This window comes from Bradyrhizobium sp. JR4.3 (assembly GCF_040547695.1).
In the GTDB taxonomy this organism is placed as follows: Bacteria; Pseudomonadota; Alphaproteobacteria; order Rhizobiales; family Xanthobacteraceae; genus Bradyrhizobium; species Bradyrhizobium canariense.
The window spans coordinates 228,538-251,292 of sequence record NZ_JBEPQF010000002.1 but is presented as its reverse complement, the minus strand read 5'-3'; the positions used below and the strand labels follow the sequence as shown (position 1 = coordinate 251,292).

The following is a 22,755-nucleotide window of genomic DNA, read 5'->3' as shown; positions in this document are numbered from 1 at the left end:
CCTCGGCGCCGCCGCGCGTCCTCCTTTCGGCGGACGCGGCCGAACGACGCGCAAGCTATACCGACTTGCGCCAGGGAATAAGCATCGACACTCGTTGTTTGTACTGCCGGTACTCGTCACCGAAGAGATCGATGAGGTCGTGCTCCTCCAGCGCGATGCCGACGAAGATGTAGGCCGTGGTCACGCCGGCGAACAGCAGATGGCCCGCGGTCATGACCGGCGCCGCCCAGAACGCGATGATGAAGCCGAGATAGATCGGATGACGGACGAACTTGTAGAGCAGCGGCGTCTTGAAGCGCGGCGGCGACGCCTCCTTACCGACGAGATGATTGGTCACCTGATGCAATCCGAACAACTCGAAGTGATTGATGATGAAGGTCGAGGTAAACACCAGGACCCAGCCCACCAGCGACAGCGTGACGATCGTCACAGCAAGATCCGGGTTCGCGACGTCCCATATGACCGTGGGCAGCGGACGCCACTGCCAGAACAGGAGAAGCAATGACAGGCTCGCAAACAGCACATAGGTGCTGCGCTCGACCGGCTTGGGGACGTACTGCGTCCACCAGGCCTTGAATTGCCGGCGCGCCATTACGCTGTGCTGGACCGCAAACAGGGCCATCACGAGCAGGTTGATGATGACGGCCTCGGCCACGGGCGTGTCGGTCCCGGTGTCGATGGTCTTCGGCACCACCAGCCCCATCACGAAGCCGATGGCGTAGAGAATGGTGACGAAAAACACGAGATACGCCGCAATTCCGTACAGAAAGGCGATGAACTTGAAAATGCGTGAGCCCGCAACCGGGCCGATAGGATGAACCTGATGATCAATTTGGGTCATAAACAGCTCCGTTGTGCCAAAACGCCGGCACTTCATTGGTCGCTGCACCATGCCGCACCGGAGGTCCCAAGACTTTCACGGACGGTTGATTTTCGCCTGAGACGACTTTGATTTTTGCTTGAGACGACAAAAACGTGCGATTTCGCTTTGAAAACAACGTGCTCGACGGCGACCTGCGGGAACTCACCTGCAGCGGTGCGGCTGTGCCGCTGCAGCCGCAGGTGTTCGATCTCCTGCTCTATCTGGTGGCGCAGCGCACCCGTGTGGTCAGCAAGGATGACCTGATCAGTCAGATCTGGAGCGATCGGATCATCTCGGATTCCGCCCTGAACAGCCGGATCAACGCCGCGCGCAAGGCGCTCGGCGATGACGGTGCGAGCCAGCGGCTGATCAAGACCATTCCGCGCAAGGGCTTTCGTTTCGTCGGCGAAGTCCGGGAAGAAGTGGCAGCCGCGACTGCGTCCGCGCAACCCGTCGCTGCCCTGCCGCGCGCCCTGGCGGACCGTCCCGCGGTCGCGGTGCTCGCTTTCGAGAACATGAGCGGCGATCCCGCACAGGACTATTTCGGCGACGGGATCAGCGAGGACATCCTCACCGCGCTGTCGAAGCAGCGCTGGTTCATGGTGATCGCCCGCAACTCGTCCTTTACCTACAAGGGCCGCGCTGTCCACATCCGGCAGATCGCCGAGGAACTCGGCGTCCGCTACGTCGTCGAAGGCAGCGTGCGCAAGTCGGACAACCGGGTGCGCATCACCGCGCAGCTCAACGACGCCACGACGGGCAGCCATCTCTGGGCCGAGCGCTACGACCGCGAGCTGGTCGACGTGTTCGCCGTGCAGGACGAAATCACCAACGCGATCGCGGCGGCGATCGAGCCGCAGATTCATGCGGCGGAAAGTTTTCGCGCCCATCGCAAGCCCCCCGCGAGCCTGGATGCTTGGGATCTCCTGATGCGGGCGCTGTCGCATTACTGGCGGGTGACGCGGCGGGATCACGAGACCGCGCGGGCGCTGCTCGAGCGCGCGGTCGGGATCGACCCGAACTACGGCCAGGCGCTGTCGGTGCTCGCGGCGAATCACATGTTCGGCGTGCATCTCGGCTGGGCCGAGCTCGCCGTGGTGGCGCCGGTGGCGGAAGCCGCCGCGCTCGCCGCGGTGCGCTGCGACCACGAGGATGCCTGGGCGCACGCCGCGCTCGGCAGCGTCTACTTCTCGACGCGACGGCTTGCGGACGCGCTGTCCGAGTTCGAGCAGGCGCTCGCGCTCAATCCGAACTTCTCGCTGGCGCAGGGCTATTACGCACTCGCGCTGTCCTATGCCGGGCGGCCGAAGGATTCGTTCGAGGCAGCGCAGAGGGCCATGCGGCTCTCGCCGCGCGATCCATCCCTGGCGATCTATCACGGCATCGCCGGCTATGCCCGCTTCACCGAGCGGCGCTATGGCGAGGCCATCACGCTCGCGCGGGAGGCGATCCGCCACCGCGGCGACCTTACCGGCGCCTACCGCGTGCTCGCGGTTTCTGCCGGCATGACCGGCGACGGCGTGCTTGCGGAGATGGCGCTGGGCGAGCTCCGCCGCACGCAGCCCAACATCTCGCTGCGCTGGATCGCGACGCAATTGCCATGGGCGAACGACGCCGACCGCGAACACTATCTGGAAGGGTTTCGGCGGGCGGGCTTGCGCTAGACGATCGTCATGCCGGGTCTACGTCACGCTTCCGGCGCAGATGGACGACGACGTCGAGCCGCGCGATCTCGTGGCCCGGAAGCGCCTCGGGCATCCTGGTGAAGGTCAGGCCGTCGGCGACGTCGACCAGCACATCCTCGCCTTCGAGGTAGAAATGCGGATGCACGGACGTATCGGTGTCGAAGAACGACTTGATGCCGTCGGCCGCGATCCGCCGCAACAGGCCGGCTTCGGTGAACTGGTTCAGCGTGTTGTAGACGGTCGCAAGCGACAGCCGCAGATTGGCGGCGGTGGCTTCTTCATAAAGCCCCTCCGCTGTCACATGACGATGAGGGCAGAGGAACAGCATTTGGCCGAGCGCCAGGCGGTGGCGCGTCAGCCTGAGGCCGGCATCGCCGAGCAATTGCGCGCAACGCGCCGACGCCTCGTCCGCGAAGGAGATGGCGATATCGTCTGAATCCGCTTCGGGTGGGGTGGAATGGACGTTCATCGCCGATGGACTCGCAGTTGACCGGGCACGCGGGGCTTCACCCGTCCTGCCATCAGATCGCAGAAGCGGCAGCCCGGCTTTGATCCGAATCAAATCCGGAACGAGCCCGCCTCTGACCTATCGCAAGGCGGCCGAGTTTATTCCCGGCCAGAATAGCTTGACATCAATGAGGCTCACATGTCCAAGCCGGTTCCCGACAAGGCAGAGATCGCGCTCGAATATCCCGACAAGTTCTATGTCGGCACCTTCGGGCATTCATCGCGGTTCGAGGCACGTCTCGACGGAAGCGGCGTTGCGCTGGTGCTGCAGCATCCGGGCACGGCGGACGAGCGCAAATCGGTGCACCTGCACCTCAATTTCGGCCTGCTCGCCGGAATCCTGCGCGAACTCGCGGGCAGTGTCGCGGCCATCCCCAAGGACGACATCGCGCACCGGGAGCAACTCGCGGACGCGCTTGCCGAGTTGCAACGGGTGCTGCGGCCCTCCTGAAGCAGGGCGGCGCGGCGGCGCCGGCTTGGGCGTCAAATGCCATAACAGGACGCGCTGTACATTTTTTGGGCGAACACTGTCGAGACTTTCATCTTGCGGCGCCGAATGAGACTGTGTGAGCCTCGATCCCGGATGGGGACTGGGATGGGCCTGCCGTAGCTTTGCGCGCCATGACGTGCGAAGCGTTTGCGGCTGGTCTCGCTTGAGAAAGATACGACATGTCAAAACGAGTGTTGCTTGGTGTCCTCCTGGCTTGCGGCCTCGCGGCCCCGGCGCTGGCGCAAGAGCCGAAAGCGGGTGGAGCGATCAATGCCGTGATTCAGCCCGAGCCGCCCGGCCTGATGCTGGCGATGGTCCAGAACGGCCCGGTGCAGATGGTGTCGGGCAACATTTTCGAAGGCCTGCTGCGCTACAGCCCCAAGCTCGAACCGCAGCCGGAGCTCGCCGAGAGCTGGAGCGTCAGCGAGGACGCCAAAACCTACACGTTCAAGCTCAGGAAGGGCGTGACCTGGCACGACGGCAAGCCCTTCACCGCCGCCGACGTGCTGTTCTCAATCGAGATGCTGAAGCAGACCCACGCGCGTGCCCGCAACAATCTGGCGCAGGTCGACAAGGTCGAGGCTCCCGACGACTACACGGTGGTGTTCACGCTGAAGCAGCCGTTCGGTCCGTTCCTCGGCATCTTCGAGGTCGGCTCGATGCCGATGGTACCGAAGCATCTCTACGAAGGCACCGACTGGAAGACCAATCCCTACAACAACGCCCCTGTCGGCACCGGCCCCTTCATGTTCAAGGAATGGCAGAAGGGCTCTTTCATCCGCCTGGTCAAGAACCCGAACTATTACGAGAAGGGCAAGCCCTATCTCGACGAGATCTACTGGCAAATCATTCCCGATGCCGCGGCGCGCTCGGTGGCGTATGAGACCGGCAAGGTCGACGTGCTGCCCGGCGGCTCGGTCGAGAATTTCGACGTGCCGCGGCTGTCCAAGCTGAAGGACACCTGCGTCACCGGCGCCGGCTGGGAGTTCTTCTCGCCGCTGGCCTGGCTGTGGCTCAACAATCGCCAGGGTCCGCTCGCCGACAAGCGAGTGCGGCAGGCGGTCATGTTTGCGATCGACCGCGACTTCGCCAAGGACGTGATCTGGAACGGGCTCGGCAAGGTCGCGACCGGCCCGTCGGCCTCGACCATCAAATACTATACCAACGACGTGCCGAAATACCCTTACGATCCCGCCAAGGCCAAGGCGCTGCTGAAGGAAGCCGGCTACAAGGGCGAGAAGATCCGCCTGTTGCCGCTCGCTTATGGCGAGACCTGGCAGCGCTGGGGTGAAGCCGTGAAGCAGAACCTCCAGGACGTCGGCATGAACATCGAGACCATCGCCACCGACGTTGCCGGCGGCAACCAGAAGATCGGAGACTGGGACTACGACATCGCTTTCACCTATCTCTACCAGTACGGCGATCCCGCGCTCGGCGTCGGCCGCAACTACGTCTCCAGCGCCATCGCCAAGGGCCAGGTGTTCAACAACGTCGAGGGTTACTCCAACCCGGAGATCGACAAGCTGTTCGCCGACGGCGCGGTTGCTACGCCGGACTCCAAGCGCAAGGAGATCTACGAGAAGGCGCAGAAGATCCTGGTCGAGGACGTGCCGGTGGCCTGGATGCTCGAGCTGCAATTCCCGACCATCATGCGCTGCAAAGTCAAGAACCTGATCACCACCGGGATCGGCGTCAATGACGGCTTCAAGGACGCATGGCTCGACAAGTGAGGGCGTGCCTTCCTTCACCTCTCCCCGCTTGCGGGGAGAGGTCGACGCGCTCGCAGAGCGCGGCGGGTGAGGGGGTACAGATCCATCGGCATTCTCGCCCGTGGAGAGAGGCCCCTCGCCCCAACCCTCTCCCCGCAAGAGCGGGGCGAGGGAGCACAATGCCCCCGTGGCTTCAGGTCACGCTCCAAGATATGACCCTCTAGATGCTCTCCTTCGTCGCTCAGCGTGTCGTGAAGGGCGTGATCGTCCTGCTTGCGATCGTCGTCCTTAATTTCTTCCTGATCCGGCTCGCGCCCGGCGATCCCGCCGTCGTGATGGCGGGCGAGGCCGGGGCGAGCGACCAGATCTTCGTCCAGCAGCTCAGGGAGAAGTTCGGCCTGGACAAGCCGCTGCCCGAGCAGCTCTTCATCTATGTCAAAGGCATTGCTACGCTCGACCTCGGCTTCTCCTCCCGCCAGCAGGCGCCGGTGGCGAAGCTGATCGGCGAGCGGCTGCCGGCGACATTGCTACTGACGCTGACGGCGTTTGCGATCTCGCTCGTGCTCGGCGTTCTCTTCGGCACCTTCGCCGCGCGCTTTGCCGGAACCTTTCTCGACACCGCGATCACCGTCTTTGCGCTCATCTTTTACGCCATGCCGATCTTCTGGGTGGCGCTCATGAGCATCCTGCTGTTCTCGGTCACCATGGATTGGCTGCCGAGCTTCGGCTACGAGACGGTCGGCGCCAACCTCACCGGCCTTGCCCATGTGGTCGACGTCGCAAGGCACCTGATCATGCCGGCGATGACGCTCGGCGTGTTCTTCATGGCGACCTACACCCGCATGACGCGCGCCTCGATGCTGGAGGTGAAGCGTCTCGACTTCGTCAAGACCGCGCGCGCCAAAGGCCTGTCCGATGCCGTGATCCAGCGTCGCCACGTCCTGCGCAACGCGCTGCTGCCCGTCGTGACACTCGCTGGCGTCCACTCCGGCACCCTGATCGGCGGCGCCGTCATCACCGAGACCGTGTTTGCCTGGCCCGGCATCGGACGCCTGATGTACGACGCCCTGCTCCAGCGCGACTACAATCTGCTGCTCGGTGTCTTCGTGATCTGCTCCGCCATGGTCCTGACCTTCAACCTCATCACCGACCTGGTCTATCGCCTGGTCGACCCGCGCATCGAATTCACCACATGAAACAATTCTGGAAATCGATGCTGAGAAGCCCGAGCGGCGTCATCGGGCTGATCATCCTGCTGCTTGCGATCTCGGTCGCATTGTTCGGTCCGATGCTGTTCCCGAACTCGCCCTGGCGCATGGTGCAGCGGCCGTTCCTGCCGCCGTTCACGCTCGCGACCGTGCCGCTCGGCACCGACGCGCTCGGCCGCGACGTGTTCGCCGGCATGATCTTTGGCGCACGCGTCTCGCTGCTCGTCGGCATGGTCTCCACCCTGGTGGCGCTGGTCGTGGGCGTGCCGATCGGTGCCATGGCCGGCTATTTCGGCGGCAGGGTCGACGACGCCCTGATGCGCTTCACCGAGTTCTTCCAGACCATTCCTAGCTTTGCGCTCGCGATCGTGCTGGTCGCGATCCTGCAGCCCTCGATCTATTCGATCGTCGCCTCGATCGCGCTGGTAAGCTGGCCGCCGGTCGCGCGCCTCGTCCGCGGCGAGGTGCTGTCGCTGCGCACGCGGGAGTACGTCCAGGCGGCCGTGGTCACGGGCCAGAGCAACACCTGGATCATCCTGCGCGAAATCCTGCCGAACACGCTGTCGCCTGTGATCGTGCTGGCCTCGCTGATGGTGGCGACCGCTATCCTGCTCGAATCCTCGCTGGCGTTCCTCGGCCTCGGCGATCCCAATCTGATCTCCTGGGGCTACATGGTCGGTGCCGGCCGCACCGTGATCCGCCAGGCGTGGTGGATCACCGTGTTTCCCGGCGTCGCCATCCTGATCTCGGTGCTCGGCCTCAATTTGATCGGCGAAGGCCTCAACGACGCGCTCAATCCGCGGCTGTCGCGGGAGGGCCGCTGATCATGACCGCTCCGCCCGCCGTCTCCATCAAGAACTTGCGGATCGCGTTGCCCAAGGGCGCCGAGCGTCCGTTCGCGGTCGACGGCGTCTCGCTCGATCTGCGGCCCGGCAAGATCGTCTGCGTCGTCGGCGAATCCGGCTCCGGCAAATCGATGTGCGCGCATGCGCTGATGGGACTGTTGCCTGACACGGTCACCGTCACCTCCGGCGAGATCCAGTTCGAAGGCCGCGACCTGCTCAAACTCGACGACGACGGCTGGCGAGATCTGCGCGGCCGCCGGCTCGCGATGATCTTCCAGGAGCCGATGACCGCGCTCAATCCGTTGATGCGGATCGGCGATCAGATGGCGGAGATGTTCGAGGCGCACGGGCTGCTCACGCCGAGGGAGCGGCGCGCCAAGGCGCTGTCGCTGGCGCGCGAGGTCGGCCTCCCCGACCCCGAGCGCATCGTGCGCGCCTATCCGCACCAGCTCTCCGGCGGCCAGCGCCAACGCGCCATGATCGCGATGGCGCTCGCGCTCGAACCGGCGGTGCTGGTTGCGGACGAGCCGACCACCGCGCTCGACGTCACCACGCAAGCGCAGATCCTGAAACTGATCCGCAACCTCCAGCGCAATCGCAACATGGCGGTGATGTTCATCACCCATGATTTCGGCGTGGTCGCCGACATCGCCGACCAGGTCATCGTGTTGCGCCACGGCAAGGTGGTCGAGGAAGGCCCCGCCTCGGCCGTCTTCAACGCGCCGCAGCACGACTACACCAAGGCGCTGCTCGCCGCCGTGCCCACGATGGACCCGCCCGCCCGCAACCCCCTCGGCGACCAGGCCAAAGCGGTTGAGGTGATCGGACTGGACAAGACCTACGTCACCTCAGGCGGCTGGTTTCGCGAGGACCGTCGCGTCGATGCCGCACGCGAAGTCAACTTCACGATTCTCAAGGGCGAGACGCTCGGCCTGGTCGGCGAATCCGGTTCCGGCAAATCGTCGGTGGCCCGTCTTGTGATGCGGCTGATCGAAGCCGATCGCGGCACCGTGCGGATCGGCGAGACCGATCTCACAAAGCTCGCGGGCAAGGCGCTGCGCGCCGAGCGCCACCGCATCCAGATGATCTTTCAGGATCCGTTCGCCTCGCTCAATCCGCGGCGCAAGGTCGGCCACATCATCGCCGACGGCCCGATTGCGGCCGGCACCGATCCGAAGGTGGCGTTCGACCGCGCCCGCGATCTCCTCAAGATGGTCGGCCTCGATGCCGGCGCACTCGAACGCTATCCGCACGAATTCTCCGGTGGCCAACGCCAGCGCATCGGCATCGCGCGCGCGCTCGCGCTCGAACCCGAAATCATCGTCGCCGACGAAGCCGTCTCCGCGCTCGACGTGTCGGTGCAGGCGCAAGTGCTGAGACTGCTTGAAGACCTCAAGGCGCGTCTTGGCCTGTCGATGCTGTTCATCACCCACGATCTGCGCGTCGCTGCTCAAATCTGCGATCGCATTGCGGTGATGCAGCGCGGCGCCATTGTCGAACTGAAGCCGACCGCGCAGCTGTTCGCCGCGCCCGAACATGCCTATACGCGCGAGCTGCTCGCGGCAGTGCCGGGGCGCAAGGATCGCGCGCCGGCGGCGTAAGTCAGCCGATCGCGATTTCTACTTCGGTCGGGGATTCGTGTTGTTCCAGGTGGGGACCGAGTTTGTTACGCCGACGGAGGGCTGGTTGGACGTTCCGACCGATGGCGCTGTCACGGTCCCGACGGTCTGCCCGGAACTTCCAATAGTCCCTTGCTGTACTGGTGCTCCGGAGCGTCCGCTCGTGCTGCTTGGTGTCCCCGTCCCCGACGTTTGTGCGTTGACGGCGAGTGGCGCTGCAGCCAATCCGAGAGCGATAAGTGCAGCAATGGAGCGTTTCGTTCTTGTCATGGCTGATCCTTTCGGGCGCGGTCTCTCAATCGCGATGCCGTTCGTCGAGGCACCCGTGCACTGAGTGACCTTACAACTCCACGCGCGACAAAATGTGCCGCAGTGCCATCATCCCGCGGGGCTCAACTCTTCATCACGATGCTGCGAAGCGGTCCCCGCCGAACAGATGCGCCGTGAGATCGGCGCATCGCTGAAGGTACCCCGGTCCCCCTCAGGAGCGGAATCCTCACGGGCTTTTTATCCCTCGTGATCGCCCGCACGGCTGCAAAGCCGAAGGCGACACCCCACATCCAGATGAAATGATTTCCATCATGTGATGATGGATTGAGAATCTATTGGAGACGACATGGGCCAGGTTATTGAGTTTGTCTCGAAATCCGAGCGCGAGCGCATTCGCCTCATCCAGGAAGCGCGCGCGATCTACGACAGCATCTTCCCGCCGGCTGATCCGGTGAGCGAACGATCAAGCGGAGCCTCCGCGCGTCGCAGCGACGGAGGCAACCTCGCGTGATCAAGATCATCGCCGTGCTCTGCAACCTCGCCTCTCCAGCGAACTGTCATGAGCAAACCGTCACCACATCCGATTTCGCCGACGTCTCGATGCAATCGTGCCTGATGGGTGCGCCGCAGCTTGCCGAATGGATGAACCAGCATCCGGCCGAGCGCCTCGCGGGATGGCGCTGCGTGATCGGCCAACAGGCCGGCCGGGGCGCCTGAGGATGCATGCTCCCTGCTGGGGCGTTGCGATCTTCACCTTGCGACCGGCCGCGCTGATCGACATCGGCTCTCGCCCAGAGCGTTCGTGTGCTATCTGACCGGCGGGTTGGTATTGCTCCAGGTCGGAACCGAGTTGGTGACGCCGACGGAAGGCCAATTATACGTGCCGATCGACGGCGCCGTGACCGTCCCCACCGTCTGTCCTGAGCTGCCGTAAGCCCTCGACGGCACGGCCATCGACCCTCCAACGCTGCCATAACTCGGGGCCGCCATAACGGAGCTGTAGTGTCTGGCGGACCTGTGCTTCTTCGCCTCGACAACGGAGGGGGTCGTAGCTAGGCCAACCGTGATAAGTGCGGCAATCGCGAATTTGATGCCTGTCATCGCTGATCCTTTCGTCGCCGTAGACCCCGTACGCCAAGTGTTCATTGTTCGGAAGAATTCCATAGCACTTCCGTTCATAACTCCGTGCGCACACGAAGGTGCCGGAGCGCGGTCGCACGGCATGATCAGCGCCGCCGCGGACGACAGGCCTTGCGGTTGTGGCGCTCCTTGACGGTCGCGACCGAGTGCATCAGCTCCTTGAAGGCCGCGATTGCCTTGTCATCGCCGAGTGCGCTGTCACCGAGCGCTTCCAGATGCTCAATGACCACGAGCAGCGCATCCGCGACCTGGCCGATCTGCTTGCCGTAACTGCCGACATCCGACAGTAGGTCCTTCTCGACATCGGGCGCCGAGGATTGGCCCACCGTGATGTTCACGAGACCGAACTGGCCGCCGGCCGGGCTGAAGAACGACGTGATCGGGTTGATGGACTGCACGACGTCCCCCGACAGAGGCAGCTTGAACACGGGCATGCGACTATTCTTTCCTTTGCTGAGCCCGGCGGGCGCGAGACTAGCACGCCCGCCCGCTACCGCGCCTCGCCTTCGGATGGACCCGAATCAGCGCTAAAGCGTTTTCGAGCGAAGTGGATGCCGGTTCGCGTGAAGAAAACGCGTCGAAACAAGGATCTAGAGCTTCGGTTCTGATTCAATCAGAACCGATAATGCTCTAGTGCATTCACCTCATCGACTTCGCGTATTGAGGCGATATGACCGGTCCCGAACTGAAGCAACTCCGCAACGATCTCTCGGACGTCCTCGAACGCAAGCTCACCGCGGCCGACATGGCCCGGCTTTGCGGATTGCCGGAGAAGGGCGGCGCCGACACCATCCGGCGCTGGGAAGTCAGCGGCCCGACACCGTCCGCGACCAAGGTGCTGCGCGTGCTCGCGATGGCGAGCGAGCGCTACCCGATCCTGGAGAAGTTCGACGTCTTCGATCGTCATGACGTGCGCGAGGAAGACCGGCCCGCAAAGCGCGCTGCATTCCGCGAACAGATGCGCGATGAGGCGCGGCGCCGTCTTGGTTAATGAGATGCGCGCGCAAGTTACACTGACAGCGCCGAGTTAAGCCTTCCTTCACCACTTCTTAAGCCGACATTAAGCACGAAAATCATTTACGGCCCAATACGTTAGGTTGGCTGCCGCTGTGCCACGGATGTGACAGCATTTTCGTCAAAAGCGAGCTATCTGCAAAATCAACGACGGCGCGGAAAGCGCGCCTGCCGGGGACCTAAGTGTTGGAGTTTGGACGATGAAGAAGATTCTGTTTGCGACCGTTGCGCTGCTCGTGCTGGGCGCTGCTGCGCCGGCGGTCGGTGCCGATCTCGGTAACCGCAATTACTATAAGGCGCCCGCGCCCGCTTATGCCGCGCCGATCTACAACTGGACCGGCTTCTACATCGGTGGCCATGTCGGCGGCGCGTTCTCCAGCGACAACAATTTCAGCGGCCTCTCCACCGGCAATAACGGCAACGGCCGTTTCCTCGGCGGCGTGCAGGCTGGTGCGGACTGGCAGTTCAACCCGAACTTCGTCGTCGGCGTCGAAGGCCAGTATTCCTGGCTCTCCGGCAGCGTCGGCGCGGTGTTCCCGGGCGGCGTCGCCTACACCAACGACCAGCGCGGTCTCGGCTCGATCACCGGCCGCGTCGGCTACACCTGGGGTCCGGGCCTGCTCTATGTGAAGGGCGGCTACGCCTACTCCGACAACAACGAGAAGGTCACTGTCGGCGGCGTGCCGGCGGCCTTCGTCATCACGGGCGATCACCGCAACGGCTACACCGTCGGCGCCGGCCTCGAATACATGTTCGCCCCGAACTGGTCGGCCAAGGCCGAGTACCAGTACTACAATTTCGGCGACGCGCACTTCACCGGTGGTCCGCTGGCGGGCACCGGCAACTTCACCACCGACGACCACACCATCAAGGCGGGCGTCAACTACCGCTTCAACTGGGCCAACTCGGCGGTCGCGCGCTACTGAACGGTTATCAAAACCTTATCATGATGACGGGCCGGCATCGTTGCCGGCCCTTCTTTTTTCGCTGTGCGGAACGTGCGCAACCAATTGAGCGACTTGCGATTTTTTAACCTGACCCGAGGATACTCCGCGGCGAAAACATAAAGATCACGCGTGGGGGAATTTCGATGGCGATCCGTCTGGGCCTTGGCCGTTTGCTTGGTCGTATCCGGCCCCGTTTCAAAACGCCGACATGGGGCGTGCGCGGCAGCCTGTTCACGGCCTTCGCGGTGATCGCGGGCATGGGCCTCGTGATTGCAGCCGGCGCCGGCTTCGTCTTCAACCATCTCGGCAGCACCATGATGGACCTGAGCGGCCGCGACATCCCGCGCCTTTCCGCCAGCCTTCAACTCGCATCGCAAAGCGCAACGCTCGCGGCGCAGGGGCCGGGTCTCCTGGCGTCGCCGTCCGATGAGGCGCTGAACGAACGCACCAAGAAGGTGCAGGAGATCCAGCAGCTTGCCATGGCCAAGCTTGGCGAGATCATCGAACTCGGCGCCGACAAGCAGATCGCAACCGCATTGCGCGACACCGCCAAGAGCATCGACGAGGCGACCCAGAGCCTGGTGTCGGCCGCGCGCGAGCGGCTCGATGCCGGCGCGCTGCATGACAAGCAATATGAAGCACTCCGCAAGGCGCAGCTCACCTTCGTCGGTGCGGCCGGTCCTGCCATGCTGGATGCGCAAACGCGCCTGAACGCGATCCTCGGCGCGGCGGAAGTTTCCGCCGATGATGCCACCGAAGCCGCCCGCACCGTCTCCCAGGTCGCGACCATCTCCGCCAACGGCAATCTGATGGCCGCCGACATGATGGCGGCGCTGTCGGCCAACAACAGCGATACGCTGGAGGCGATCGAGAAAGAGTTCAAGGCGACGCGCGACCGCGTCAAATCGAACCTCGAGGACCTGCCGAACATGGGCTCGATGCAAGCGGTGCGCGACACCGTGCAAAAGCTGTTCGCCTTCGGCGAAGGCAAGTCCGGCGTGTTCAAGATCCGCCAGAAGGAGCTCGACGCGATCGACTACGGCCAGACCATCCTGGACGAGACCCGCAAGCTCAATGTCGGCCTCGGCATCAGCGTGCAGCAGCTGGTCGAGGGTGTGCAGAAGGAGACCAACGCGTCGACCTTCCAGGCGCGGCAGGAGATCTCGCTCGCGACGACCGCGATGCTGGCACTCGGCGCTCTGACGCTGGTCGGCTCGGCGCTGTTCGTCTGGCTCTATGTCGGCCGCAACATCCTGCGCCGTATTCGCGAGCTTCAACGCGCCATGCAGTTGCTCTCTGCCGGCGACCTCGACACCGAGATCGTCCGCTCCCGGCAGAACGACGAGATCGGCGCGATGAAGGAAACGCTGACGGTGTTCCGCGACAGCATGATCGAAGCCCGGGCGCTTGCGAGCGAGCAGGACAGGGATCGCGTCGCCAAGGCCGAGCGTGCGGCGCAGATGGAGGCGAAGATTGCAGAATTCGAGGGCACGGTCCGCTCCGCGCTCGACAATCTCGCGCAATCGGCCAATTCGATGCAATCGACCGCGCAGAGCATGTCGAACACGGCAGACCAGTCCAATGCGCTGGTGAACGCGGTTGCCTCCGCAGCCGAAGAGACCTCGGTCAACGTGCAGACCGTATCGTCAGGCACCGAGCAGCTCTCGTCCTCGATCGAGGAGATCAGCAAGCAGGTCGTCACCTCGGCCGCGATCGCCAGGAAGGCGGTCGACGAAGCCGGCGCGACCGACGCCACGGTGCAGAGCCTCGCCGACAGCGCGAGCCGCATCAGCGTCGTGGTCGACCTGATCCAGACCATCGCCTCGCAGACCAATCTGCTGGCGCTCAACGCCACCATCGAGGCGGCGCGCGCGGGCGAAGCCGGCCGCGGCTTCGCGGTGGTCGCCTCCGAGGTGAAGAGCCTCGCGAGCCAGACCGCGAAAGCGACGGACGAGATCCGTAGCCAGATCGCCAGCATGCAGTCGGTGACGACTTCGGCGGTCGGCGCCATCCAGGGCATCGGCCGGATCATCGGCGAGATCAACGACGTCACCACGACGATCGCCGCCGCGGTCGAGGAACAGGGCGCGGCGACACGCGAGATCGCCCGCAACATCCAGCATGCGGCCGGTGGCACCAGCGAGGTCTCCAGCAACATCGTCGGCGTCTCCACGGCTTCGGCGGAAGCCGGCGCAGCGGCGAACGAAGTGCTCGGTGCCTCCGACGCGCTCCGCCGCGAGGCCGACATGCTGCGCGGAGAGATCGACGCGTTTCTCAACAACATGCGGGCGGCGTAGGCGCCGTTCCGTAACCCGGAATGACCGCTATGCGGGCCCCGCCAGCGCCCTTTTTCGGCTGGCGCGCCGCAGCGAGCGGGTTTAAGCCGGTAGCATGAACGCAAAGACCGACACCGTGCAGTCCTCCGCCGACGCCCTGCGCTATCCCTGGGAACAGCATCCCGGCCCCGAACAGGTCGTCGAGGTGAAGCCCGGCGTGTTGTGGGCGCGGCTGAAGCTGCCGTTCCGCCTCAACCATGTGAACATCTACCTGCTCGCCGACGGCGACGGCTATGCCATGATCGATGCCGGCTTCGGCAATGAGGAGACGATCGAAGCCTGGACGAAGCTGTTCGACGGACCGCTGAAGGGCGTCAACATCACGCGCCTGATCGTGACCCATTCCCATCCCGATCATGTCGGTCTGGCCGGGTGGATCGTCGAGCGGTTCAACTGCCCGCTGGTGATGTCGCAGGTCGAATATCTGCAATCGGTCTATCACCAGAACCGCGGCACCGAGGAGCGGCAGGAGGCGCAACGGCTGTTCTTCCGCCGCCACGGCATGGACGAGTCGCTCACCGAAAAGCTGCTCGGCCGCGGCCAGGATTATCTCAAGCGCGTCTCGGTGTTGCCGCCGTCCTACCGCCGCATCTCGCATGGCGAGGACGTCGTGATCGGCACGCGCCGCTTCAAGGTGATCACCGGCGGCGGTCACGCGCTCGACCAGGTGATGCTGTATTGCGCCGACGACAAGCTGTTCCTCTCGGCCGACCAGGTCCTGAGCAAGATCTCGCCGAACGTCAGCGTGTGGGCGGTCGAACCCGACCAGAACTCGCTCGGCGAATATCTGGCCTCGCTCGCCAGCCTCACCACGACGCTGCCCTATGACGTGCTGGTGCTGCCCGGCCACGGCGTGCCGTTCTACGGGCTGAAGACCCGCATCAAGCAGCTCGCCGATCACCACGAGGAGCGCTGCCGCCTGATCGCGGAAGCCTGCCGCGAGGTGCCGCAGACCTCGCGCGCATTGGTGCCCGTGGTGTTCAACAAGCACGTGCTGGACGAACACCAGATGGGTTTCGCCGCCGGCGAGCTGGTCGCTCATATCAACTACATGATCGTGGAAGGCCGGCTGACGGCTGAGATGAAGGACGGCGTGCTGCAGTTCAGGACGACCTGAGCGCCGACTTCACTTCCGCGGATGTTGCAGGGCAACATCGCATCTCGCGCGAACTTGATCCGGATCAAGTTTCAAATCGCACGATAGGGCATTTTGCCCAAATGCCCCGCAGGTCCAAATGTGGGATAGCGCATAGACATTGGAGCTGGAAAAGCTCTAAGGATATGCGGGTCTTTGGTCGGTTCCGCTGCAGGTTTGACGATGGATTACGCCCAGTTCTTCAATTCCGCCCTTGATCGTCTCCACACCGAGCGGCGCTACCGCGTGTTCGCCGATCTCGAGCGCATCGCCGGCCGGTTCCCGCATGCGCTCTGGCACTCGCCCAAGGGCAAGCGCGACGTCGTAATCTGGTGCTCCAACGATTATCTCGGCATGGGGCAGCACCCGAAGGTGGTGGGCGCGATGGTCGAGACCGCGACCCGCGTCGGCACCGGCGCCGGCGGCACCCGCAACATCGCCGGCACGCATCATCCGCTGGTGCAGCTCGAGGCCGAGCTCGCCGATCTCCACGGCAAGGAAGCCTCGCTGCTCTTCACGTCGGGCTACGTCTCGAACCAGACCGGCATCGCGACCATCGCAAAGCTCATTCCGAACTGCCTGATCCTGTCGGACGAGCTCAACCACAATTCGATGATCGAGGGCATCCGCCAGTCCGGCTGCGAGCGGGTCGTGTTCCGCCACAACGACCTCGCCGATCTCGAAGCGCTGTTGAAGGCCGCCGGCCCGAGCCGGCCCAAGCTGATCGCCTGCGAGAGCCTGTATTCGATGGACGGCGACATCGCCCCGCTCGCCAAGATCTGCGACCTCGCCGAGAAGTACGGCGCGATGACCTATGTGGACGAGGTCCACGCCGTCGGCATGTACGGTCCGCGCGGCGGCGGCATCGCCGAGCGCGACGGCGTGATGCATCGCATCGACATTCTCGAAGGCACGCTCGCCAAGGCGTTCGGCTGCCTCGGCGGCTACATCGCCGCCAACGGTCAGATCATCGACGCCGTGCGCTCCTATGCGCCGGGCTTCATCTTCACCACCGCGCTGCCGCCGGCGATCTGCTCGGCCGCGACCGCCGCGATCAAGCATCTCAAGACGTCGAGCTGGGAGCGCGAGCGTCACCAGGACCGCGCCGCCCGGGTCAAGGCGATCCTCAACGCCGCCGGCCTGCCGGTGATGTCGAGCGACACCCACATCGTCCCGTTGTTCATCGGCGATGCCGAGAAGTGCAAGCAGGCTTCCGACCTCTTGCTCGAACAGCACGGCATCTACATCCAGCCGATCAACTATCCGACGGTCGCCAAGGGCTCCGAACGCCTGCGCATCACGCCCTCGCCCTATCACGACGACGGCCTGATCGATCAGCTCGCCGAAGCCCTGCTGCAAGTGTGGGACCGCCTGGGTTTGCCGCTTCGCGAGAAGTCACTGGCGGCGGAGTAGGCTTCTTCGCCTTCTCTTCGATCTAAGTTTCACCGTCCCCGGAGCTACCCCCCTCCCCACCCTCCCCCACAAGGGGGGAGGGAGCGAGAGAGTTGCGGCTCCTTACATCGGGTAGCCGCACAGCGTAACGGTCGGTCTCGAATTCTTGCGACGCGGACGCTCTCTCCGTTCCCTCCCCCCTTGTGGGGGAGGGTCAGGGAGGGGGGTACCGCGCGGGGACTCTCTCGGTGAGCCCGAGGCAGCGCAGCTTTGGGGCAGCGCACCTTAACGACAACCCCGGTTCCCGCGCCCGCGCGGGATTTCGCTGTCGCCTCCACCCGCCCAACGCGCTAGATTTACAGGGAAAATGAGATCGGGCGCAGCCAGCGCGCCCCCGGGAGAAGCACGCTCGCCATGCTGCACGATTGGGGCGTGATCGCCGCCGCCTTCGGCTATATCGGCTTTCTGTTCCTGGTGGCGAGCCATGGCGACCGCCGCTCGCGGGCCGGGCGCGGCCGCGCCTCGGGGCTGATCTATCCGCTGTCGCTGGCGATCTACTGCACCTCCTGGACCTTCTTCGGCTCGGTCGGCTTCGCCACCCGCACCTCCACCGACTTCCTCGCGATCTATGTCGGCCCGATCCTGATGATCGGGCTCGGCGCCGGCGTCCTCCGCCGTGTGATCCAGCTCGCCAAGGCCCACAACATCACCTCGATCGCCGATTTCATCGGCGCGCGCTATGGCAAGAGCCAGGCGGTGGCGGCAACTGTCGCACTGATCGCGATCATCGGCTCGGTGCCCTACATCGCGCTGCAGCTCAAGGCGGTGGCCTCCTCGCTCGAAACCATCCTGAGCGAAGACCAGGCCTTCTCCCACATCCCGATCGTCGGCGACGTGGCGCTGATGGTGACGTTGGCGATGGCGGCCTTCGCGGTGCTGTTCGGCACGCGGCAGACGGACGCCACCGAGCACCAGCACGGCCTGATGCTGGCGGTCGCAACCGAATCCATCATCAAGCTGGTCGCCTTCCTCGCCGCGGGCATCTTCGTCACGTTCTGGATGTTCTCGCCGCACGAACTGATCGAGCGCGCGATGAAGACACCGGAGGCGGTGCGCGTCATCAACTATTCGCCGTCGATCGGCAACTTCCTGACCATGACGCTGCTGTCGCTCTGCGCGATCATGCTACTGCCGCGCCAGTTCCACGTCAGCGTCGTCGAGAATTCCTCGGATGCCGAGGTCGGCCGCGCGCGTTGGCTGTTTCCGCTCTATCTTATCGCCATCAATCTGTTCGTGATCCCGATCGCGTTCGCCGGTCTCGTCAGCTTCCCGTTCGGCGCGGCCGATCCTGATATGTACGTGCTGGCGCTGCCGATGGAGGGCGGCGCGGATCTGCTCAGCGTCGCCGTCTTCGTCGGTGGCCTGTCGGCGGCGACCGCGATGGTGATCGTCGAATGCGTCGCGCTCTCCATCATGGTTTCGAACGACCTCGTGGTGCCCCTGGTGCTGCAACGACGACCCGAGGGGCGCACCGGCGGCGCCGATTTCAGCGACTTCCTGTTGCGTTCGCGCCGGCTCGCGATCTTCGCCATCATGGTGATGGCCTATTTCTACTACCGCGCGCTCGGCAACACTCAGCTCGCGGCGATCGGCCTGCTGTCTTTTGCCGCCATCGCCCAGCTTGCACCAAGCTTCTTCGGCGGACTGCTGTGGCGGCGCGCGACCGCGCGCGGCGCGATCGGCGGCATGCTGGTCGGCTTCGCGGTGTGGCTCTACACGCTGTTCATCCCGAGCTTCATGGATACTTCGACGGCGGGGATCCTGCTGCTCCAGCACGGCCCGTTCGGGATCGAGGCGCTGCGGCCGCAGGCGCTGTTCGGCGCCGATTTGCCGCCGCTGATGCACGGCGTCGTCTGGTCGCTGTCGCTCAACATCCTCACCTATGTGCTGCTGTCGCTGGCGCGCCGGCCGTCTTCGATCGAGCTGGTCCAGGCCGATCTGTTCGTCCCCAACACGCTCGCGCCGATTTCCCCGAATTTCCGGCGCTGGCGCACCACCGTCACGGTGCAGGACATCCAGACCACGGTGGCGCAATATCTCGGGCCTGACCGCGCGCGGCATTCGTTCGAGGCATTCTCCGCGCGGCGCAATGTGCGGCTGGAGTCCGGGGCGCCCGCCGATTTCGAGCTGCTGCAGCACGCCGAGCACCTGATCGCCTCCTCGATCGGCGCAGCCTCCTCGCGTCTGGTGATGTCGCTGCTGTTGCGCAAACGGACGGTGTCGGCGAAGGCTGCGCTCAAGTTGCTCGACGATTCCCATGCGGCGCTGCATTTCAACCGCGAGATCCTCCAGACCGCGCTCAACCATGTGCGCCAGGGCATCGCGGTGTTCGATGCCGATCTGCAACTGATCTGCTCCAACCGGCAGTTCGGCGATCTCCTCAATGTTCCCCCGCATTTCATCCAGTTCGGCACGCCCTTGCGTGAAATCCTGGAATTCATGGGCGTGAGCGAGCCGACCGATCCGATCGAGCGCGAGGCCATGCTGGAGCGCCGGCTGCTGGCTTACACCACCGACGGCGAGCCTTATCTCGAGCGCCTGCCCGACCGCCACATGGTGATCGAGATCTTGACCAACCGCATGCCCGGCGGCGGCTTCGTCATTACCTTCACCGACGTCACGCCCACGTTCGAGGCGGCCGAAGCGCTCGAGCGCGCCAATGCGACGCTGGAAAAGCGGGTGCGCGACCGCACCGAGGAGCTGACCCGGCTGAATTCCGAGCTGGCGCTGGCCAAGAGCGCGGCCGAAGACGCCAGCATCTCCAAGACGCGCTTTCTCGCCGCCGCCAGCCACGACATTCTCCAGCCGCTGAACGCGGCGCGGCTCTATGTCACGAGCCTGGTCGAGCGTCAGCACAGCGGCGAGGAGACGCGACTGGTCGAGAACATCGACGAATCGCTCCAGGCGATCGAGGAGATCCTCGGCGCGCTGCTCGACATCTCCAGGCTGGACGCCGGCGCGATGACGACCTCGATCTCGAGCTTCAAGATGGCCGATCTGATGCGTTCGCTGGAGATCGAGTTCGCGCCGATCGCGCGCGCCAAGAATCTGGCGCTCGTCTTCGTGCCGTGCTCGCTGCCGGTCGAGTCGGATCGTCTCCTGCTGCGGCGGCTGCTCCAGAACCTGATCTCCAACGCGATCAAATATACCCCGCGCGGGCGCGTGCTGGTCGGCTGCCGCCGTCGCGGCGCCTCGCTCAAGATCTGCGTCTACGACACCGGCGTCGGCATCCCGGCGGTCAAGCGCAGCGAGATCTTCAAGGAATTCCACCGCCTCGAGCAGGGCGCGCGGATTGCCCGCGGCCTCGGCCTTGGCCTGTCGATCGTCGAGCGGTTGGCGCGCGTGCTCAAGCACGACATCGCCATCGATTCCAATGTCGGCGGCGGCTCGGTGTTTTCCGTGACGGTGCCGACGGCGAAGGCGATCACCCACACCGCGGCCGTGACCAGTGCGACGCCGCTCGCACGCACCTCGATCTCGGGGACCCTGATCGTCTGTATCGAGAACGACGCCGCGATCCTCGACGGCATGCGCACGCTGCTGAAGGCCTGGGACGCCGAAGTGATCGCGGTCGCCGATCCCGAGGGCGCGATCGCCGCGATCGAAACTGCCGGCCGCCGCGTGACCGGCCTGCTGGTCGATTACCACCTCGACCGCGGCAACGGCATCGCGGCGATCCGCGACATCCGCCGCCGCTTCGGTGACGGCATCCCCGCGATCCTGATCACCGCCGACCGCAGCCCCGCCGTGCAAATGGCTGCGCGCGACGAAAAGGTCGCGGTGCTCAACAAGCCGGTCAAGCCGGCTTCGCTGCGCGCCCTGCTCGGCCAGTGGCGCACGCAGCAGATGGTGGCGGCGGAGTGAACTTCCGCACTCAAGGTGCAAGCCTCGTAAACACGTAGTCGCGGCTCTTCACACGAGCTTCGTGGCAGGCGAAGCAGGTGCGATGCTGGGCCTCGTCGACCGGCTTGCCGTTGACGAAGCGACCAAATCCCCAGCCGCCGGTCGAGGCATATTTTCTGGAATCCTTCACCATCACCTGGACGGTGGTGGCCTCACCGGGAATCGTCGCGGACGCAAATTCGGGCGGTTGCTTCCGCTTCCAGGCCCGCTTGACCAGAATTGTGCCGTCCGGGAACGGAAGCTTGTTGTCTTGATAAGCATCGATCGCGGTCCTGTTGCCGACGACGGCACGCAGCTCGTCCAGGGGAGCCGCCTCCTCGGCCGGCGCGATCAGCTCCCACTGCTTGTAGCCTTCCGGGACAGTGACGCCGAAGATCGGCGAGGCATCGGCCTGCCCGTGCGCGAACGCGATCGTGACCAGATACGGCACGCAGGTCAGGACAACGACGAGGAGGAGCACGGCCAACACGATCATCGCCGTAGAGGATGGAATTCTTGACTTTCCGGATTTCATTTTCGCTGACGCTTCATTGAACTGCGATCGCATGTCAGGCCTCGGTCCGGCCTTGCCGGACCGAAGTGGCCAAAATCATCAAGCACCGCCGTCGGCGTCGATGACGGCCTTGGCAAACGCTTCTGGGGCTTCCTGGGGCAAATTGTGGCCGATGCCGCCGGTGATCAGGCGGTAGTCGTATCGGCCCGAGAATTTCTTGGCATAGGCGCTTGGGTCGGGATGCGGCGCGCCATTGGCGTCGCCTTCCATCGTGATCGTCGGCACGTCGATGACGGGAGCTGCCGCGAGCTTCTTTTCGAGCTCCTCGTATTTCGCTTCACCCTGAGCGAGCCCGAGCCGCCAACGGTAATTGTGGATCGTGATCGCGACGTGATCCTTGTTGTCCAGCGCCGCCGCGCTGCGGTCGAAGGTGGCGTCGTCGAACTTCCACCGCGGCGAAGCCAGCTTCCAGATCAGTTTTGCGAAATCATGCGTGTACTTCGCGTATCCTGCGCGGCCGCGCTCGGTCGAGAAATAGAACTGGTACCACCACAGCAGCTCGGCCGACGGCGGCAGCGGCGCATTGCCCGCGGCCTGGCTGGAGATCAGATAGCCGCTGACCGACACCAGCGCGCGGCAGCGCTCCGGCCACAGCGCGGCGATAATGTCGGCGGTGCGCGCGCCCCAATCGAAACCGGCGACCACCGCTTTCTTGATGTCGAGCTTGTCCATCAGCGCGATGATGTCGGCGGCCATTGCCGCCGGCTCGCCGTTGCGCGGCGTCTCGGCGGAGAGGAAGTGGGTCGAGCCGTAACCACGGAGATAGGGGATGATGACACGATAGCCTGCCCTTGCCAGGATCGGCGCGACGTCGACAAACGCGTGAATGTCGTAGGGCCAGCCGTGCAGCAGGATCGCGACGGGGCCGTTCGCAGGACCGGCCTCCGCGTAGCCGACGTTGAGGACGCCGGCATCGATCTGCTTGATCGCGCCGAACGACGCGTTCGTCGCGGAAGAGCGCGGCGCTTCCGATTCGGCGTGGGCGAGGCCGATCACGCCGAGGCCGGTGGCGACGGTTCCGGCGGCGATGCCGAAAAACTGGCGGCGGTGCTGATCGATGATCTGTTTCATGATGGTGCT

The 22,755-nt window shown here is 64.5% G+C and carries 21 protein-coding genes; 14 read left to right on the top strand and 7 right to left on the bottom strand.

Translation table 11 applies throughout. The features are described 5' to 3' along the window. Positions 1 to 55 precede the first annotated feature (55 nt). Positions 56 to 841 (bottom strand): methanethiol S-methyltransferase, encoded by a 786-nt coding sequence (gene mddA / locus ABIB91_RS04510; protein ID WP_354159660.1) that lies wholly within the window; start codon positions 839 to 841, stop codon positions 56 to 58. Positions 842 to 975: 134 nt separating this feature from the next. Between mddA and ABIB91_RS04505 the strand changes: the two genes are divergently transcribed. Next, on the top strand, positions 976 to 2,526 hold the full coding sequence (locus tag ABIB91_RS04505) for a winged helix-turn-helix domain-containing protein (protein WP_354159662.1): 1,551 nt from the start codon (positions 976 to 978) through the stop codon (positions 2,524 to 2,526). A 7-nt stretch (positions 2,527 to 2,533) separates the two neighbouring features. Here the strand turns inward: ABIB91_RS04505 and irr are convergent, their stop codons facing one another. Beyond that, complete coding sequence (irr, locus tag ABIB91_RS04500; RefSeq protein WP_354159664.1) at positions 2,534 to 3,016, bottom strand: Fur family transcriptional regulator Irr; 483 nt, start codon at positions 3,014 to 3,016, stop codon at positions 2,534 to 2,536. 177 nt (positions 3,017 to 3,193) lie between these two features. Between irr and ABIB91_RS04495 the strand changes: the two genes are divergently transcribed. The 5 genes from ABIB91_RS04495 (at position 3,194) to ABIB91_RS04475 (ending at position 8,907) form a co-directional block, all read left to right on the top strand. Further along, positions 3,194 to 3,505, top strand: a complete 312-nt coding sequence (locus tag ABIB91_RS04495) for a hypothetical protein (RefSeq protein ID WP_007599501.1) — start codon at positions 3,194 to 3,196, stop codon at positions 3,503 to 3,505. Positions 3,506 to 3,723: 218 nt separating this feature from the next. Next, positions 3,724 to 5,274 (top strand): ABC transporter substrate-binding protein, encoded by a 1,551-nt coding sequence (locus ABIB91_RS04490; RefSeq protein ID WP_354159666.1) that lies wholly within the window; start codon positions 3,724 to 3,726, stop codon positions 5,272 to 5,274. A 203-nt stretch (positions 5,275 to 5,477) separates the two neighbouring features. Continuing rightward, positions 5,478 to 6,449 (top strand): ABC transporter permease, encoded by a 972-nt coding sequence (locus ABIB91_RS04485; protein ID WP_354159668.1) that lies wholly within the window; start codon positions 5,478 to 5,480, stop codon positions 6,447 to 6,449. After that, complete coding sequence (locus tag ABIB91_RS04480; protein ID WP_018458168.1) at positions 6,446 to 7,285, top strand: ABC transporter permease; 840 nt, start codon at positions 6,446 to 6,448, stop codon at positions 7,283 to 7,285. Before ABIB91_RS04485 ends, ABIB91_RS04480 begins: the two co-directional genes overlap by 4 nt. Before the next feature lie 2 nt (positions 7,286 to 7,287). Then, on the top strand, positions 7,288 to 8,907 hold the full coding sequence (locus tag ABIB91_RS04475) for an ABC transporter ATP-binding protein (protein WP_354159670.1): 1,620 nt from the start codon (positions 7,288 to 7,290) through the stop codon (positions 8,905 to 8,907). Positions 8,908 to 8,925: 18 nt separating this feature from the next. Here the strand turns inward: ABIB91_RS04475 and ABIB91_RS04470 are convergent, their stop codons facing one another. Further along, a complete protein-coding gene (locus tag ABIB91_RS04470; RefSeq protein WP_246648674.1) occupies positions 8,926 to 9,195 on the bottom strand; it encodes a hypothetical protein in 270 nt (89 codons plus the stop codon). A gap of 346 nt (positions 9,196 to 9,541) precedes the next feature. Between ABIB91_RS04470 and ABIB91_RS04465 the strand changes: the two genes are divergently transcribed. Together ABIB91_RS04465 and ABIB91_RS04460 are read left to right on the top strand one after the other, a co-directional pair. Beyond that, the gene (locus ABIB91_RS04465; RefSeq protein ID WP_162847230.1) at positions 9,542 to 9,706 is read left to right on the top strand and encodes a hypothetical protein; all 165 of its coding nucleotides are present in this window, start codon (positions 9,542 to 9,544) and stop codon (positions 9,704 to 9,706) included. Next, positions 9,703 to 9,912 carry a hypothetical protein gene (locus tag ABIB91_RS04460; protein WP_007599488.1) on the top strand — a complete coding sequence of 70 codons (210 nt, stop codon included), beginning with the start codon at positions 9,703 to 9,705 and terminating at the stop codon, positions 9,910 to 9,912. Before ABIB91_RS04465 ends, ABIB91_RS04460 begins: the two co-directional genes overlap by 4 nt. 90 nt (positions 9,913 to 10,002) lie before the next feature. Here the strand turns inward: ABIB91_RS04460 and ABIB91_RS04455 are convergent, their stop codons facing one another. Next, positions 10,003 to 10,296, bottom strand: coding sequence for a hypothetical protein (locus ABIB91_RS04455; protein WP_354159673.1), 294 nt, complete (start codon positions 10,294 to 10,296; stop codon positions 10,003 to 10,005). Positions 10,297 to 10,421: 125 nt separating this feature from the next. Beyond that, positions 10,422 to 10,769 (bottom strand): hypothetical protein, encoded by a 348-nt coding sequence (locus ABIB91_RS04450; RefSeq protein ID WP_354063639.1) that lies wholly within the window; start codon positions 10,767 to 10,769, stop codon positions 10,422 to 10,424. Between the two features lie 236 nt (positions 10,770 to 11,005). On the opposite strand from ABIB91_RS04450, the gene ABIB91_RS04445 reads away from it, so the two are divergent. The 6 genes from ABIB91_RS04445 (at position 11,006) to ABIB91_RS04420 (ending at position 21,083) form a co-directional block, all read left to right on the top strand. Continuing rightward, complete coding sequence (locus ABIB91_RS04445) at positions 11,006 to 11,326, top strand: hypothetical protein (RefSeq protein WP_007599476.1); 321 nt, start codon at positions 11,006 to 11,008, stop codon at positions 11,324 to 11,326. Between the two features lie 223 nt (positions 11,327 to 11,549). Next, on the top strand, positions 11,550 to 12,275 hold the full coding sequence (locus tag ABIB91_RS04440; protein WP_007599475.1) for an outer membrane protein: 726 nt from the start codon (positions 11,550 to 11,552) through the stop codon (positions 12,273 to 12,275). Between the two features lie 164 nt (positions 12,276 to 12,439). Then, a complete protein-coding gene (locus ABIB91_RS04435; RefSeq protein ID WP_354159676.1) occupies positions 12,440 to 14,593 on the top strand; it encodes a methyl-accepting chemotaxis protein in 2,154 nt (717 codons plus the stop codon). A 94-nt stretch (positions 14,594 to 14,687) separates the two neighbouring features. Beyond that, on the top strand, positions 14,688 to 15,749 hold the full coding sequence (locus ABIB91_RS04430) for an MBL fold metallo-hydrolase (RefSeq protein WP_354159678.1): 1,062 nt from the start codon (positions 14,688 to 14,690) through the stop codon (positions 15,747 to 15,749). Positions 15,750 to 15,950: 201 nt separating this feature from the next. Continuing rightward, entirely contained in the window at positions 15,951 to 17,180 is a 1,230-nt protein-coding gene (gene hemA, locus ABIB91_RS04425; protein ID WP_018458160.1) for a 5-aminolevulinate synthase, read from the top strand. Between the two features lie 393 nt (positions 17,181 to 17,573). Then, positions 17,574 to 21,083, top strand: coding sequence for a PAS domain-containing hybrid sensor histidine kinase/response regulator (locus ABIB91_RS04420; RefSeq protein ID WP_354159680.1), 3,510 nt, complete (start codon positions 17,574 to 17,576; stop codon positions 21,081 to 21,083). 10 nt (positions 21,084 to 21,093) lie between these two features. On the opposite strand, the gene ABIB91_RS04415 is transcribed toward ABIB91_RS04420, so the two are convergent. Beyond that, positions 21,094 to 21,597, bottom strand: a complete 504-nt coding sequence (locus tag ABIB91_RS04415; RefSeq protein WP_354159989.1) for a cytochrome P460 family protein — start codon at positions 21,595 to 21,597, stop codon at positions 21,094 to 21,096. Between the two features lie 117 nt (positions 21,598 to 21,714). Further along, positions 21,715 to 22,746 carry an alpha/beta fold hydrolase gene (locus ABIB91_RS04410; protein WP_354159682.1) on the bottom strand — a complete coding sequence of 344 codons (1,032 nt, stop codon included), beginning with the start codon at positions 22,744 to 22,746 and terminating at the stop codon, positions 21,715 to 21,717. Positions 22,747 to 22,755 lie beyond the last annotated feature (9 nt).